General features: G+C 68.2%; 14 protein-coding genes. 6 read left to right on the top strand and 8 right to left on the bottom strand.

Annotated features, from left to right (window positions below; all coding sequences use genetic code 11):
* Positions 1-7 precede the first annotated feature (7 nt).
* From EV643_RS16140 to EV643_RS44150, 4 genes are read right to left on the bottom strand one after another with little or no spacing between them, the layout of a single operon-like run.
* Positions 8-673, bottom strand: a complete 666-nt coding sequence (locus EV643_RS16140; RefSeq protein ID WP_133800894.1) for a class I SAM-dependent methyltransferase — start codon at positions 671-673, stop codon at positions 8-10.
* Positions 674-698: 25 nt separating this feature from the next.
* Complete coding sequence (locus tag EV643_RS16135) at positions 699-3,143, bottom strand: ABC transporter permease (protein ID WP_133800893.1); 2,445 nt, start codon at positions 3,141-3,143, stop codon at positions 699-701.
* Positions 3,140-3,841 carry an ABC transporter ATP-binding protein gene (locus EV643_RS16130; RefSeq protein WP_238165613.1) on the bottom strand — a complete coding sequence of 234 codons (702 nt, stop codon included), beginning with the start codon at positions 3,839-3,841 and terminating at the stop codon, positions 3,140-3,142. Before EV643_RS16130 ends, EV643_RS16135 begins: the two co-directional genes overlap by 4 nt.
* 31 nt (positions 3,842-3,872) lie before the next feature.
* A complete protein-coding gene (locus tag EV643_RS44150; RefSeq protein ID WP_166665458.1) occupies positions 3,873-4,022 on the bottom strand; it encodes a hypothetical protein in 150 nt (49 codons plus the stop codon).
* Positions 4,023-4,186: 164 nt separating this feature from the next.
* Between EV643_RS44150 and EV643_RS16125 the strand changes: the two genes are divergently transcribed.
* Together EV643_RS16125 and EV643_RS16120 are read left to right on the top strand one after the other, a co-directional pair.
* Positions 4,187-5,380: a sensor histidine kinase gene (locus tag EV643_RS16125; RefSeq protein WP_133800891.1), complete on the top strand. Its 1,194-nt coding sequence runs from the start codon at positions 4,187-4,189 to the stop codon at positions 5,378-5,380.
* Complete coding sequence (locus EV643_RS16120) at positions 5,377-6,051, top strand: response regulator (protein WP_133800890.1); 675 nt, start codon at positions 5,377-5,379, stop codon at positions 6,049-6,051. Before EV643_RS16125 ends, EV643_RS16120 begins: the two co-directional genes overlap by 4 nt.
* Before the next feature lie 6 nt (positions 6,052-6,057).
* On the opposite strand, the gene EV643_RS16115 is transcribed toward EV643_RS16120, so the two are convergent.
* Positions 6,058-7,068 carry a cytochrome c oxidase assembly protein gene (locus tag EV643_RS16115; protein WP_202869577.1) on the bottom strand — a complete coding sequence of 337 codons (1,011 nt, stop codon included), beginning with the start codon at positions 7,066-7,068 and terminating at the stop codon, positions 6,058-6,060.
* Between the two features lie 185 nt (positions 7,069-7,253).
* On the opposite strand from EV643_RS16115, the gene EV643_RS16105 reads away from it, so the two are divergent.
* The 4 genes from EV643_RS16105 (at position 7,254) to EV643_RS16090 (ending at position 11,595) form a co-directional block, all read left to right on the top strand.
* The gene (locus tag EV643_RS16105) at positions 7,254-7,646 is read left to right on the top strand and encodes a BlaI/MecI/CopY family transcriptional regulator (protein WP_202869576.1); all 393 of its coding nucleotides are present in this window, start codon (positions 7,254-7,256) and stop codon (positions 7,644-7,646) included.
* Positions 7,643-8,620: a M56 family metallopeptidase gene (locus EV643_RS16100; protein WP_133800889.1), complete on the top strand. Its 978-nt coding sequence runs from the start codon at positions 7,643-7,645 to the stop codon at positions 8,618-8,620. The genes EV643_RS16105 and EV643_RS16100 overlap by 4 nt, the downstream gene beginning before the upstream one ends.
* 115 nt (positions 8,621-8,735) lie before the next feature.
* Positions 8,736-10,073: a hypothetical protein gene (locus EV643_RS16095; protein WP_133800888.1), complete on the top strand. Its 1,338-nt coding sequence runs from the start codon at positions 8,736-8,738 to the stop codon at positions 10,071-10,073.
* Positions 10,074-10,122: 49 nt separating this feature from the next.
* On the top strand, positions 10,123-11,595 hold the full coding sequence (locus EV643_RS16090; protein ID WP_133800887.1) for a GNAT family N-acetyltransferase: 1,473 nt from the start codon (positions 10,123-10,125) through the stop codon (positions 11,593-11,595).
* Between the two features lie 16 nt (positions 11,596-11,611).
* Here the strand turns inward: EV643_RS16090 and EV643_RS16085 are convergent, their stop codons facing one another.
* From EV643_RS16085 to EV643_RS16075, 3 genes are all read right to left on the bottom strand, one after another.
* Positions 11,612-13,051 (bottom strand): glycosyltransferase family 87 protein, encoded by a 1,440-nt coding sequence (locus tag EV643_RS16085; protein WP_133800886.1) that lies wholly within the window; start codon positions 13,049-13,051, stop codon positions 11,612-11,614.
* A 62-nt stretch (positions 13,052-13,113) separates the two neighbouring features.
* Positions 13,114-14,601, bottom strand: a complete 1,488-nt coding sequence (locus EV643_RS16080; RefSeq protein WP_133800885.1) for an arylsulfatase — start codon at positions 14,599-14,601, stop codon at positions 13,114-13,116.
* Positions 14,598-15,602 carry a LacI family DNA-binding transcriptional regulator gene (locus tag EV643_RS16075; RefSeq protein ID WP_133800884.1) on the bottom strand — a complete coding sequence of 335 codons (1,005 nt, stop codon included), beginning with the start codon at positions 15,600-15,602 and terminating at the stop codon, positions 14,598-14,600. The genes EV643_RS16080 and EV643_RS16075 overlap by 4 nt, the downstream gene beginning before the upstream one ends.

Raw genomic sequence — 15,602 nt, 5'->3', positions numbered from 1 at the left:
ATGGCCCCTAAGTGTCCTGCGGCCGTTGTGCGCGGACGAAGGCGATGAACGGGCGCCGGTTGCCTGTCTCGATTTTCTGGAAGCGGGCGGCGGTTGCGAGCTTCGGAAGCTGGTCGATGGGGTTGTGCTGCATGGCGTGGCCGCTCAGTGCGCCGATCGCATGACTCAGGAGCCGATTGGTCGATGGGCGGAAGTCCGCGACAAGGAGGCGACCGCCGGGCCTGAGGACGCGGTACATCTCGTCGAACGCGCGGCCGCGGTCCGCGGGCGGGATGTGATGGATCGCGAGGCTCGTGATCACCACATCGAAGGTAGCGTCGTCGTACGGCAGCTGCTCGGCGCCGGCCACCTGGAACGCGGCGTTCGACGGCGCGTGGTCGTTGGCGTAGGCAACGACCACGGGTGAGGGATCGATGCCCTCCACCTGCCCCGATGGGCCGACGGCCCGAGCGGCGCGGCCGGCGAAGTATCCCGTTCCGCAGCCGACATCGAGCACTTGATCGCCTTCACGGGCGTCGCTCAACCGGACCAGCTCGTCGTACACGCGACGTCTCTGACCGGCGAAGCCGACCGCCGCGGCGAGCTCGTAGCGGTGTGCGTGCTCGATGTGCCCACCGCTCCCGTCGTCGGCATGGCCGTGCCCGCTGCCGAGGAAGCGCTGTCCGAGTCCCATCTCTCCTCCTGAGAATCCGTCGTGGTCAGAGGTACGCAAGTGCTTCCCGGACAGTGATCCGGGATGCGCGGGTCGCCGCCGCCTCGGTCGCCAGCACCGCTCCGAGGACGGCGAGCGCGGTCCAGAGCACCACCGCCGTGCCCGAAACCCGGAACGGCAACGGCGCGGACATGAACAGATTGCCCAATCCGTTCCCCAGTACGGCGGTCAGCACCAGCGCCGGTCCGATGGCCAGCAAACAGCTCGCGACAGCCAGCGCGACCGACTCGACGATGACGATCCGCCGTACCGACCTCGGCCTGGCACCGATCGCGTGCAGTACGCCGAACTCCCGGATCCGGTCCAGCACGTTCGCGGACGTCGTACTGCCGAGGCCGATGACACCGATGATGCCGAGCGGCAACGCGACGCCAACGAGGACGAGCACCACCGGTCCCGTGTGGCCGGCGCCGATCGCGTCACTGCGACTGACCGACGCGGACGATGCCACCGAAAGACCAGCGCTGGTCAGGGCCTTGCCGACGGCGTCGGCGGTCGCGCCGCGCGCGGCCTCGTCGTGCCGATCGGTGACGACCCGCAGTTGGTTGGCCTCGACCGGCCGGGCACTTGCCGCCGCGAAACCCTCGGATGTGGCGTAGACGGCCGCGTCACCACGCTCTTCGACGATGCCTACGACCCGCCAGCTCGTGGTCGTACCGTCGGTGACGAGCTGCACCGAGTCGCCGACAGTGAGATCAGGGATCGTGTTCTTCCGGGTGATCTGGTTCAGCACGACCGCGCCGGTCTCGCCCGGATTGAGCCAGCGACCCTCGAGCAGCTTCCTCGCCGCCGCTCCCCCGCCCGGCATGGTGATCAGCCGGATGCTGCCGTGCCCCTGATCCGGATAGGTACGGGTCACCGGGAGTCCTCCCGGCAGCGACAGCGAGGTTTGTTCGACGTCCAGGTTCGTCACCCTTACGACACCTGGCACGGCGCGCACCACCTCCGCGACCTTGTCCACCGGCGCGGGTTCCGCCAACCGCACGTCCACGTCCCAATCGCGTCCTGCTGTCTGTTCATCGTTGACCGCGTTGGTCCCTGCGGTCAACGACATGCCGCTGACGAAGACCGCTCCCGCACTGGCCAGCAAGCCGACCGACAACCAGAACCTGACCGGGCGGCGGACCGTGTTGCGCAGTGCCATCAGCAGCCCGCGGTTGATCCGGCGGCTGCGGCTCAGCCGGGCGAGCATCCCGGTCGCACGACCGGCAGCCCGGCCTGTGCCGCTGTGATCGATCGCCGCACGCACCGTGATCCGGCTCGCTCTCACCAGCGGCACCAACGCGATCACGGGTGGCAAGCCGACTCCCACGGCGATCGCGGTCGAGGTCGCCCACCATGGTGCGGCCAAACTCGCCGGCACGATGCCCAGCATGTCCAGCAGCATGCGCAGGAAGGTCCGGCCGATCAGCACCGCCGGGCCAAGGGCGATCAGCGTCGCCGTGGCGGAGATCAGCACGGTCAACGTCAGGTACCCACGGCCGATCCGGCTGGATCGCGCCCCGACTGCCTTGAGGATCCCGATCTGCGGGATTTGCTGGGTGAACAGGTTGTTCAGCATCGTCGCGACCAGGATCGCGCTCAGCAACAGCGCCGCCCCCGCACCGGTCAGCAGAGTCAGGAGGAGTACGTCGGCCTGCCATTGATGCGGATGTGCGTACGGCTCCGGCACCTGGATCTCGGCAACCTGTACGCCGTACTGGCGCTGCAGGAGCTCGCCGACGTCATTGGCGACCGCGACGACGCGATCACGATCGCGACTGGCCGTCGTGTCACCGGGATCGGAGACCTGGAGCTTGAGCTGGTCGAGAAGGGCCGGTCCCCCGGCATCGGCGAGTGTGGTCAGTGAGAGGTAACCGCGGCCGCGTTGCTCCTGCGGAGACGGCGCCAGGCTCGGGTCGTAGACCGTTCCGGCAACGCGGAGGCTGACCGTCCGGCCGCTCGGCAGCCGCACACTGACCGAGTCGCCGATTGCGACACCGACCAGCGACAACGAGTCGCGGCCAAGGCGGATCTCCCCTGCGGCTGGTGGCCAGGCGGATCCGGTCAGATCGAACCTCACCAGCCGCATCGGATCGTCCGGCGCGGCCACGAAGACCTGCAAGGGGTACGGGCGCGTGTTGCCCGCCACCGTTACCTCGGTGTCGAACTGGCTCCGCCCGGTCGCCGCGATCACGCCGGGCCGACCACGAGCAGCGTTCGCCACGGCGGACATCTCGGCGGCGTCAAGGCCCTGGCGGAACACGATCGTCGCCGACGCCGGCTCGGTCGCTGTGTAGGCGCCGCTGGTTTCCCGGCCGATCGAGCTCCAGGCGAACAGCATCCCGCCGAACACCGTGATGCTCACCGTCAGGGCGATGACCATGAGGACGAACCGCGACCAGCCGGCCCGGACGTCGCGTCGCAGCTTGCGCCCGAGCAACCCGTTCATCGGATCACTCCGGCGGCATTGACATCGCTGACGACCAGGCCGTCCTGGATCGTGATCTCACGGCTCACCAGGGACCGAATGTCGGTCTCGTGGGTCACCACGACGATGGTCCGGCCCTCGGCATTCAGTTCCGCGAACAGTCGCAGTACAGCGTCGGCTGTCGCCGAGTCCAGGTTCCCGGTGGGCTCGTCAGCCAGCAGCAGTGGAGGATCGTTGGCCAGCGCCCGGGCGATCGCCGCGCGCTGCTGCTGACCACCGGACAGTGCCATCGGCAACTTGTCCGCCTGGTCGACGATGCCGACCAGGTCCAGCAGCTCACGCGCCCGGTCGTACCGCTCGACGGAGGTGAGCCGGGCCGCGAAGTCCATCGGCAGCATCACGTTCTCCAGCACCGTCAGCGTGGGCAGCAACTGGAAGAACTGGAAGACCAGCCCCACACTCGCCCCTCGCCACGAAGCCAGATCGGACTCCGACAGCTTGCCCAACTCGGTCCCGGCGACCCGGACGGTGCCGGTGGTCGCCCGGTCGATCCCGGCCAGCAGGTTCAGTAATGTCGTCTTCCCACTCCCCGATCTGCCGACCACCGCGACGAATTCACCGCTCGCAACCTGGAGGTCGATCGCCCTCAGCGCGGTGAAGTCGCCCGCGCTGGTGGAATACGTCTTGCTGACGGCGCTCAGGCCGATTGCCTCGGACACGGTCTTCTCCCTCTCCTTCGGATCGACGGACTCAGCCATGCCGCCCGGGCCCGTGTCCACCGCCGCCGGCACCGGCGAGCATCATGATCACGACGAGCAGCAAGACCAGAGCGAGTACGACGAGCGCGATCGTCAGCCATCGCCTGGATCGGTCCCGGCGCTCTGGAGGCGGAACACTCATCAGCTGATCCCTTCACGAGGTCTTGTCGTCGGCCAAGACTCGTCCGACGCCGTCGTCGCCGGAATCTCCTCCCAGGGGGATCTCTCGCCGTACTCACGGAGTCCACGAACATCGCCCTCGAGGGTGACGCCGGCACCCTCGGTCGCCGATAAGCTCGACAGACCATGTCCGGCCTGACCGCGCACCACAGATTGACCGGGAGCCTGTGGGTTCCGCGGTCGATGGATCTCGCCGTCGCCGTGGTAGCGACCGCGGCAGCCCTCATACAGCTGCGACACGGCATCGGACCGGTCACCGAGCCACCCGCCGAGATCAGCGGATCGGACATCTTCCTGACTGCCGGATCGACGCTGCCGCTGATCGCCTGGCGGCGTTCGACCGTGGGTGTCTTCGTCATCACGGCGGTCTTCGGCACCCTGCTGGCGGCCACCGGCCAATCGATCGAGCTCAACCCGGGTCCCGCTGCCGCACTGTTCCTGATGGCGACGACGCGGACCAACGAGAACCGCTGGGCCGGACGACACACCCTGATCACAGTGGCGCTTCTGACGTCGCACCTGCTCGCGGCCGGGCTGTCGCGGCAGCAGATCCCGGTGAGCGAGCTGTTGCACACCGGTCTGCTATGGGGCGCGGCCTGGTTCGCCGGCGACCGGCACCGGCTCCGGCGCGAGCAACTGGACGAACTCCGCGATCGCGCCGACCGGATCGAACGCGAGGCGGTCCGCGAGCGCCAGCTCGCCGTCGCGGAGGAGCGGGCCCGGATCGCCCGGGATCTGCACGACTCCGCCGGCCACGCCATCACCCTGATCGCGGTTCGCGCAGGTGCCGCACGGCTCCGGCACCCAACTGATCCGGACCGCTCCCTCACCGCCCTCCAGACGATCGAAGAGCTTGCCCGGCAGACCGCCGCCGAGATCGACCAGACCGTCCGCTCGCTCCGCGCGCCCGAGGGCGCCGAGGTCGAGCCGGCGGGTGGGGTGGCCTCGCTGGACCTGCTCGTCTCCCGGCACACCCGGTCCGGCCGCCCGGTGACACTGCGGCAGTCCGGCGAGCCGAAGCCATTGCCTCCAGCAACCGATAGGGCGGCGTACCGGATCACGCAGGAGGCGCTCACCAACGCGGCCAAGCACGGTGTCGGGCCGGCCGACGTACTGGTGGCCTATGGCAACGACGCTCTCGAGCTCATCGTCACCAACCCCGTCGCCCGGGACCACCAGCCGACCCGGAACGCGGGTGGTCACGGTCTGATCGGGATTCGCGAGCGAGCCGACCTCGTCGGCGGCAGCCTGGTCACCCGCCGGAACGCGGACGAATTCGTGCTCACGGTCCGCCTGCCGATCGGGGATCCGCCGGCATGACGCGGGTACTCATCGCCGACGACGAGGACCTGATGCGCGCCGGGCTGGCCGAGCTGCTGACGGCCGATCCGACGATCGAGGTCGCCGGTCAGGCCGCGACGGGACGACAGGCGATCGAACAGGCCGCCGCCATCGTGCCGGACGTCGTCCTCATGGACGTCCGGATGCCCGACATCGACGGCATCACCGCGACTCGCGAGCTACTGCGCCTCGCACCCGAGATCAAGGTCCTCATCCTCACCACGTTCGAGCACGACGAATACGTCCTCGGCGCACTCCGGGCCGGCGCATCCGGTTTCCTGGTCAAACGAACCCGGCCCGAAGACCTGATCGCTGCCGTACACACGGTTCATGCCGGCGACGCCCTGCTCTCCCCGTCGGTCACCCGACTGCTCATCCAGCAAGTCACCCGGAAACAAGAACCTTCGGTCGTCGACCACACTGCGCTCGACCAGCTCGGTGCGCTCACTCCGCGCGAGCGAGAAGTCCTGACTCAGATCGCCCGTGGCCTCACCAACCGCGAGATCGCCGCCGAACTCGTCGTCGAGGAATCCACCATCCGCACCCACGTCAAACGCCTGCTGATGAAACTCGGCCTCCGCGACCGCATCCAGGTCGTGATCCTCGCCTACGAAACCGGTCTCATCCGCCCCGGCCGGCTCGAACCCTGAACGACGTCACCGGGCCGACGACGACTCGTGCAGGAGTTGGAGTTTTGCGTTGTAGGCGGCCAGGGCGGCGTCGCCGTCGCGGGCTGCCTGGCGGTCGAGTCTGGCGGCCTCGCGGCGGTCGGAGCGGAGCCACTGGACGAACACGACCAGGGTGACCAGGACGATCGGCGCCTCGCCGAATCCCCAGGCTACGCCGCCGCCGGTCGCCTGGTCGGCCAGCGGATCGACGCCCAGGCGGTACGCGGATTCGGCCATCGTCGCGCTGAGTGGAGCCGCGGCCTGCATGACGATGACACCGAAGAACGCATGGAACGGTACGGCGATCAGCATCTCCACCAACCGGAGGCCGGGCGCCGTACGACGGGGCCACGGGTCGACGCGCAGGATCGGGCCGAAGAACAGCAACCCGACCAGCAGGAAGTGGATCAGCATCAGGTGGTGGCCGACGTGGCTGGACATGGCGAGGTCGAACAGGCCGGTGAAGTACAGGCCGAACAGGCTGACGACGAACGTCGGCACCGTTACCCCTGGATACGACATCAGCCGGGCAAGCCGGGAATGCAGCACAGTCAGCACCCCCCGGCGTACCGCACTCCTGGCGGGGAGGGCGCGCAGGGCAAGCGTGATAGGTGCCCCGAGCAACAACAGGATCGGGGTGAGCATCGACAGCACCATGTGCTGGGCCATATGCACGCTGAACAGAACCATGCCCAGCTGACCCACGCCCGTACAGGTCGTCGCCAGCATGGTCAGCAATCCCAGGAACCATCCGACGGTTCGGCCGATCGGCCAGTGGATCCCGCCACTTCGCAGTAGAGCCACTCCGACCGCGTACGCGATCCCGAGCACGACGATCGCGACCAGCCATCCGGCGCTGGGCTGCCAGGACGCCAGATCGTCGAAGCCCACCACTTGGCCGACCGGGCCAGGATCGGAAGCCGCGGGCATCTCCATCCCGCCGTGGTGGCCCGCGTGCGGGTCAGACGGTGGCGGCGTCGGGTCGGCCAGCTTGAACAACGTGCGTCCTTCTCAGTTGTGGGGTGGTTCGCCGGTCACAGTGTGGTCGGCATGGAACAGAGCTTCCGCGATCACCCGGCGGAGATGGCCACCGCGGATCGAGGCCACGACCATAACCCGCCACAGCACCCTCGATCATCATCGCGAAGCCGCCGTGCGATAACGCCACTCAGTACGATCGTCGCGTGACTCAGCGACCGGGGGAACGCATGCGCCGACTGGGCGAGCTCGAAGCCGGTGTGATGGTGGCTGTCTGGAAGCACGACGAACCCGTCACCGTCCGGACCATCCTGGACGAACTCGACCGCGATCCCGCGCCCGCCTACACGACGGTGATCACGATCGTCGAGCGGTTGCGCGCCAAGGGGTGGTTGCGGCGTGAACGTGTCGGCCGGTCCTTCCAGTACGCCGCCGTACGTACGGCGGCGACGTACACAGCCGAACTGATGGGCGATGTCCTGGAGTCGTCGGCCGATCGCGGCGCGGCACTGCAGCGGTTCGCCGGACGGCTGTCCGTCGAGGAGATCGCCGACCTTCGTGCCGCACTCGACGAACGCCGCAGGTCGGGTCCGGAATGAGCGCCTTCGTCGCAGCCGTCCTGATCATGTACTGCGTCCTCCTCGGACGTGGCGCCGACCGGTTCCTGAGCCGGTCGGCATGGTGCAGGGAGCATCCGCACCAAGCTCTGCGCCTCTGGCAGGCCTGCGGCATCGGCACCCTGTCCGCGCTCGCCGGAGCCGGGTTGGTGGTGGCTCACGACATCTGGGAGCACCTCGTCGTGTGGCTCTTCCACGCGGACAAGCGCAGCGTTCACCACCTCTACGCCGCCCACGAATCAGTGTCGCCCTGGTGGAACACAACAGCCGCGATCATCGCGCTCCTGATAGCCGGCATCGTTCTCGACGCCGTACGCCGTTCGATCGCGACTGCCAGGATCCGTGCCCGGCACCGGCTGCTGGTGCGTGTGTGCGGCCGCCCGACCGGCGAGCCGGACCTCTACCTCCTCGACGTCCCCGAGGTGGCCGCTTACTGCGTCCCCGGGCCGCGCCGATCTGGCCGGGTGATCGTCACTTCGGCGAGCCGGGAGCTGCTGACCGACGAGGAGATGACCGCGACCGTCGAGCACGAACGCGCGCACCTGGACCAGCGTCATCACGCCAAGATCCTGGTGGCCGAGACTGTCACGCGGCTGCTCGCACCGCTCGGACTGCTCCGCAATTACGCCACCCAGATTCACCAGCTGACCGAGATGGCGGCGGACGACCGGGCGGCCAAGCGCTGTGGTGCGGAGACCGTTGCCCGCGCGCTCCTCCGGATCGGCTCCGCCGGCGGGCCGGCGCCGGGCGCATCACCGTTCCTCGCCATGGCGGGCTCGCTCACCGCCGAGCGGATCCGCCGCCTGCTCCAACCCCGACGGCGGGCCGTGCGCTACCCCTCGATCATCGTCACCTGTGTCGTGATGGCCTTTGGCCTCGTCCCGTTCGGGCTTGTCGTCGGACCGGCCGCGTCCCTCGCCGGAACCCACCATTGCGCCGCAGCCTGCCGGAACTGACTGGAGCGAGCTTCGTTTCTACATCGTGTAGAAAATTCACCGTCGCTCCCGGCCGCTGATCCGAAAGGCATCCCGTGCACGACCCGCTTCCCCACTCCGCACCGGCGGCTTGCCGATGAGCGCCGTGGTGGCCCAACTGGTTCCGTTGCATGGTCTGGGCAGCCGCCAGGACCTGCCGATCGACTTCAGCTACGCCGTCGTGGGTGCCGGCATCGCCATCGCCGCGTCGTTCCTCGTCCTGGCGTTCGCCTGGCAATCCCCGAAGTACCGCGGCAACGCGTCCGGCCGGGCGCTTCCGGCCGGCGTCACGAAGACGATCGATTCGGCCTGGTTCCGCTGGATCGTGCGCCTGTTCGGGCTGTTCGTAGGCCTCTACGCTCTGATGGCTTTACTGTTCGGTCCCGACCGGCTCACCAACCCGATCTTCGGCTTCGTCTATGTGCTGATCTGGGTCGGGCTCGTGCCCGTTTCACTCCTCTTCGGTCCGGTCTGGCGCACGCTGAACCCGCTACGAACGCTCCATCTGTTGTTCTGCCGCGCCGCCCGGCTGAATCCATCCGCCGGACTCCTCACCCTCTCCCCCAAGGTCGGTCTCTGGCCGGCAGCCGTCGGATTGCTCGCCTTCGCCTGGCTGGAGCTCGTCGCGCCGGATCGCGCTACGCTGCCCGTCCTCCAAGTCTGGCTGGCCCTGTACGTCGTCATCGTGGGTATCGGCGCCATGCTCTTCGGCGACCGCTGGTTCTCATCCACCGATCCGTTCGAGGTCTACGCGACCCTGATCGCGCGGCTGTCGCCGTTCGGTCGCCGAGTCGACGGCGCCATCGTCGTACGGCGACCACTCGAGAACCTGGACGGTCTCCGGCCACGGCCCGGCCTGGTCGCCGTCGTCGCGGTTCTCCTCGGTTCGACGGGGTACGACGGCTTCTCGAGCTCCGGTTCGTGGATCGGCTGGGCCCAGAACACCGACTACTCGATGCCCCTCCTCGGCACCGGGATGTTGCTGCTGTTCGTCGCGTTCGTCTTCGCCACGTACAGCTCCGCGACTGTTCTTGCGGGCCGGTTGTCCGGTGCACGCCGTTCCGAGCTGCCGGGCCGATTCGCGCACTCGGTGGTCCCGATCGCGCTGGGCTATGTCCTCGCCCACTACGCGACGTTGCTCATCCTCGAAGGTCAGCGCACGCTGATCCTGCTGAGCGACCCACTCAATCGCGGCTGGAACGTGTTCGGCACCGCGAACCTCAGCCTGAACACCGCGATCACCAACCACACTTCCATCATCTCCACCGGCCTGGTCCTCGCCGTTGTCGGCGGCCACCTGCTCGGCGTCGTCTCCGCCCACGACCGCGCGGTCGCCTTGTTCCCGCGCGCCCGAGCGTTGGCCGGGCAAATCCCACTGCTCATCGTCATGGTCGCCTACACCGTCGGAGGCCTCGGACTGCTCTTCGCCGAGTGACATCGCGGACCACCGCCGTTGTTTCTACATTGTGTAGTAGATTGGCGGTATGCCGGACGAGCATCTCGACATCCGCAAGATGACGCGGGGCGACTTGGACCAGGCCGCCCGCTGGCACGCTGAGGAATTTCCGGAGGGGTTCTATCCCCAACTGGGCGTTCGGTTTCTGGCCGGGTACTACCGGACGTTCCTGAACACGCCATACGCCGTCGCGTTGGTGGCGGTGGCTGCTGACGGTCGAGTGGTTGGCTATCTGACCGGGATTGTCGACGAACGACGGCATGTGAGGCGCGTTCTTGTCCGGCACACCCTTGAACTGGTCGTCGTCGGGCTACTCTGCCTGCTTCGCCGGCCGACGCTGTGGCGAGACTTCCTGCAACGCCGGGCGGTTTGGTACCTGCGCCGGCTGGCACGAGCAACACTCGACTGCGTGGCGCCGCGGCCGGACGGCGCCACCGGGGAGCTGTCGTACATCGTCACGGCTCGGGAAGACCGTGGGGCTGGTGTGGGCGGTCGCCTCCTCGGCGAGTTCCGCGACCGAGCCGTGCGCGCGGGAACGGGCGAACTACGTCTCGTCACAGCGGCTGACGTACCTCGGTTGAGCTCCTTCTATCAGCGCCATGGCTGGCTGCCGGCGGGCCGGCGTACGACGCTCGACGGGCGCGCGCTGGCAAGTTTCCAGCTACCGCTGGCCGGCCGACGTCCCGCCGTCGTCCGTGACGCACTCCGCGACCGGCCGCGGTTGCCCTGGTCATTGGCAGCCATCACGACGGTGGCGGTCTTCGCGGTTGCCTGCGGCGTGCAGACCGAGACGGCCCACACACCCACCCCCTCGGAGAAGCCTCCACTCCCGGCTGTGACACCGGCCCTAACTCCGACGCCGAGCGCCACGCCGACCAACCGGCCAAGCGCGCTACCCGTGAGGCCGACCGCGGATCCCGTCATCCGGCCGATCCCCTCGACACAGTGGAAGCGGATCGTTGCCACCGGCACCTGGCGCGCCGGATGCCCGGTCGGCCAAGCCGATTTGCGGCGAGTGGAGGTCAACCACTACGACTTCTCCGGCCGGGTCAAGCGCGGTGTCCTTGTCGTGCATCGCGACACGGCGGCGGAGATCGCAACCGTGTTCACCGCGCTGTTCAACGCACGCTTTCCGATTCGGCAGATGCGTCCGGTCGAGGAGTTCGGCGGTGACAACACCGTCAGCATGGCGGCCGACAACACCTCGGCGTACAACTGCAGGCGGCCCGGCCAGATCAACGCGCCGGTGCTCAAGTCACCACACGCCAACGGACGGGCGGTGGACATCAACCCGGCAGAAAACCCCTGGGTCGATCTGCGCTGCAAGTGCTGGCAACCCAGCGCCCGGAACAGTGCCCGGAAGGCCGCTCCCGGCGTGATCACGAAGGGCGGCACGGTGTGGCGGCTCTTCACCGGCCGCGGCTGGATCTGGCAGAACATCGACACACCTGACTACATGCACTTCGACACCGGCTACCCCTCAGCACCACTCGGACGCTGAACGAGACACCGGTGCACTAGGCCTTGGCCAGCTCGCGGGGTGGGGCGTCCGAGGCGACGCCGTCGCTCGGATCGTCGACGACGTCACCATGCCGGACCGGATCCTTCTCCGGTAGCAGGATGTCGCGCGCCACCACCAGCATCAGCCACAGCGTCCCGGCCATCCGCAGCACCACCGAGAACCAGTAGACCTTGTCCGGCGCGTCCGGCTGCCCCGGCGCCAGGAACTGGGCCAGATGCAACCAGACCATCATCCAGTAGAAGCATTCGCAGGCCTGCCAGATCAGCCAGTCCCGCAACTTCGGCCGGGCCAGCGCGACCAGCGGCAGCAACCAGAGCACGTACTGCGGCGAGTACACCTTGTTCACCAGCAGGAACGCGGCCACCACCAGGAAGGCCAGCTGGGCGAACCGCGGTGGTCGCGGCGCCATCAACCCGAGGATCGCGATCGACAGACAGAGCCCGGCGAAGATCACGATGTTCAGCTGATTGACGTCGGCCACTTCGCGATTGGCGAGTTTCAGCACGTACCAGATCGAGCCGTAGTCGCTCTCCCGCTCGTCGTTGAAGACCCAGAACGACATCCATTCGTTCTTCGCCAGCAGGTAGATCGGCGCGTTCACCACACCCCAGGCGAAGATCGCCGCGACCACGGCCTGGAACCACGGCCACAGCTTCCGCCCGCGCAGGCACACGATCAGCAGCGGCCCGAGCAGCAGGAACGGGTAGAACTTCGCCGCCGTACCAAGGCCGAGCAGGATGCCGAACCAGATCGGTTTGCCCCGCGACCACGCGAATATCGCCCCCGCGGTCAGTACGACGGCGAACAGGTCCCAGTTGATCGTCGAGGTCAGGGCCAGCGCCGGAGCGGCAGCGACGTACAGGGCGTCGAGTGGTTGCCCACGAGCCGCACCGGGACGTGACGCGACCCCGCGCGCCGTGGCGACGGTCAGGCCGACCAGGAGGAGTGCGCAGATGAACAGCAACACCACGTTGACGACGAAGAACACTCCGGCGGTGTCGCGCTTCTGCTCGACGGTGAGGTCCTGTTTCGGGTCACCGGTGATCACCCAGGTGATCTGGGCCGCGACCTCCATGAAGCCGCCGGTGAGCACCGGGTACTCCAGCACCGGGTAGTTGCCGGTGTCCAGGAACGGCCGGTTACCCTCCGCGAAGCCACGCTCCTGGTAGAGGTAGCCGATATCCGAGTAGCACAGCGCCTTGAACGGACGCCAGCTCTGCCGGTCCCAGCCGGCGTCCATACACGGTGCCTTCTGCAGCACGCCGAGCGCGAAGGTGACCGTGCAGACCGCGAGCGCGATCCGCAGCGGCGTCCACCACGACGAACTCAGCCGGGCGAACCGGCCGGTCGGACCTCCGAGGCCAACAGTCAGTCCCGCGACCGCCGGATCGCGTTTCTGGGAGTCCTGGGCGTTTCGTGAGGTCACGGTGGACATCGTCTCCTATCCGCTCGGCCGCCGGGCAGCTGGCGCCCGCCAGGTTACCCAGGTTGTCCAGCTCAGTCAGCAGGACCGGCCGCGATCCGCTCCCGGGTGTGGGCGAGGATCGTCGTCACCGGGCGGCCGGTGACCAGTTCGCCGTCGACGACGAAGCCTTCCTCGCGCCCGGTCAGGGACTGGATCAGGCGCCCGCGCCACAGCCTCAGCAGCGCCGCAGCCTCCGGATCACCGGCCAGGTTGTGCAACTCCCCCGGGTCGGCCTCCAGATCGAAGAACTGTTCCACCCCCTTGGCCGACCCCCAGACGTATTTGATCAGCCCGTCGGTCACCCACTGCAACGACTGACCCCAGTACACGTGTTCGCCGTGCAACCACTCCCGCACGGGCTCGGCCGGTTCCTCGCCTCGCACGTACGCCGCCAACGACTTCCCGTCCACCGACGACGGAATCGGCAGCCCGGCGAGATCGAGCAACGTCGGCATCAGATCGCGCAGTTCCACGACCTGGTCGACCACCCGTCCCCGAGCCACAGTCTGGTCTGCGGCCGCACCGGCGACGATGAACGGCACCCGGGCCGACCCCTCGTACGGCACGGCCTTGCGGAACATCCGGTGATCGCCCATCATCTCGCCGTGATCGGAGGTGAACGCGATCACCGTGTCGTCGTACACGCCGAAGTCGACCAGCGCCTCGCGGATCCGGTTGACCTGCAGGTCGAGCTGCGCCATCAGCCCGTAGTACCCGGCGCGGGCCCGATGGACGACGCGATTCGGGAGATCGCCGATCGCCGCCTGGTAGTCGCCGTCGCGGCGGAACTCGTCCCAGTCGTCCTCCCAGTTCCCGAGGACCTGCTGGTACGCCGGGAGGTCGGCGTACTGGTCGAACGCCCACTGCGGCGGGTCGTACGGCGGATGCGGCCGGTGGAACGACAAGTAGAGGAAGAACGGCTTCGTCGGATCCCGGCGGTACAGCCAGTCGACTGTCTGGGTGCCGAGCCAGTGGGTCGGGTGCAGGTGCTCGGGTTTGTCCCACGGCCGGGCGACGACCGAGTTGCAGTTCACCCCGTGGTCGTAGTACTCCGCGTCCGGGCCGACGCCGGGCTGGCGGCGCAACCAGGGCACGTAGTCGTCGAAGAAGGCGAACTGCTGACGGTACGACTTCCGCGAGTGGTGCAGGAATCCGTCGTGCAGGATCACGTCGTCGAACCCGAGCCGCGCCCGCTCCGGCCAGACGTGCATCTTGCCGATCGCCTGCGTGTGGTACCCGGCCCGCTTGAACTCGCCCTGGACGGTGATCGGGTGCGCGACCTCGAACGGCACACCGTCCTCGTATCCGACCCGGCCGTGTGCCTCCTGCGACTGCCCGGTGAACAACGCGACCCGCGCCGGAACGCAGGTGGGCGTCGCGGAGTAAGCATGAGAGAACCGGACCCCGTTGCGCGCGAGCTCGTCCAGATGCGGCGTCTCGACGTACGGGTGGCCCGCGCACGACAACGCGTCGCCCCGCCACTCGTCGACGCAGATCAGGATCACGTTGCGCCGGGTCATCGGCCGCCTCCGGTGGACTCGCGAACGATGAGCTGCCAGGGGAAGTCGAACACCTTGCCCGGCGCACCCTCCCGATCGGTCAACCGGCTGGCGATGATGCCCGCCAGCGTCTCGTTGAACCCGACCGGACCGACCGTGGACAGCGGCGGATCGAGATGTTCGCCGTCGGGCGTGTTGCCGACCCCGATCACGGCCACATCACCCGGTACGTCGAGACGCAGCCGGTGGGCGGCCCGGACAGCGGCGATCGCGGCGAAGTCGGTCGTGCAGTAGAGCGCCGTCGGCCGATCCGCCTTGGTCAGCAGCGACATCGCCGCGCGGTACGCGTCCTCGGGGTGCCGTTCGAACACGGCCACGTCGTCGTCGCGAACCTCCAGTCCGGCCGCCGCCATCGAGCGTTGGTACGCCGCGAACCGGGTCGGGCGATGGTTTTCCGACGTGAGTGCTCCGATCCGGGTGTGCTTCTCGAGCAGGTGTTCCACGGCGAGGTGGCACCGTGGTTCGGCGCCGGAGCGGACCACGTCGAAGCCACGGGGTTCGAGCACCTCGCTGAACACCACGATCTGCACGCCCTGCGCCGCGAACGCCTCCAGCTCGGCGATCACGACCAGTTCCGGGCCGACGTGGTCGATGAAGATCACGTCCGGCGTACGGTTCGACAGCACGGTCCGCCAGTCGCCGTCCGCGACGATCAGCGCGGTCTTGCCGAGCGGCGTCACCCGGGCGCTGACGGTCGCGGCGACGGCCTGCGACCACGGATCCGCGAGCACGTTGAGAGACAGCAACACCAGGTCGGACTTGCCGGTCCGGATCGCCCGGGCCGCGTCGTTGCGCCGGTAACCGAGCCGGGTGGCGACCCCGCGCACCCGCTCGGCGGTGGCGTCCGAAATGGTCTGGCCGCGCGCGTGCCCGGACAGCACGTACGACACCGTGGCGATCGATACTCCGGCCTCGGCCGCGATCGTCCGCAAGGTCGGGCGCTCGGACATCCCCGCTGACAT

Origin of the sequence: Kribbella caucasensis (assembly GCF_004361855.1) — a bacterium.
Lineage (GTDB): Bacteria > Actinomycetota > Actinomycetes > Propionibacteriales > Kribbellaceae > Kribbella > Kribbella caucasensis.
The sequence above is the reverse complement of the archived record's forward strand: the minus strand, read 5'-3'. Positions and strand labels throughout refer to the sequence as shown.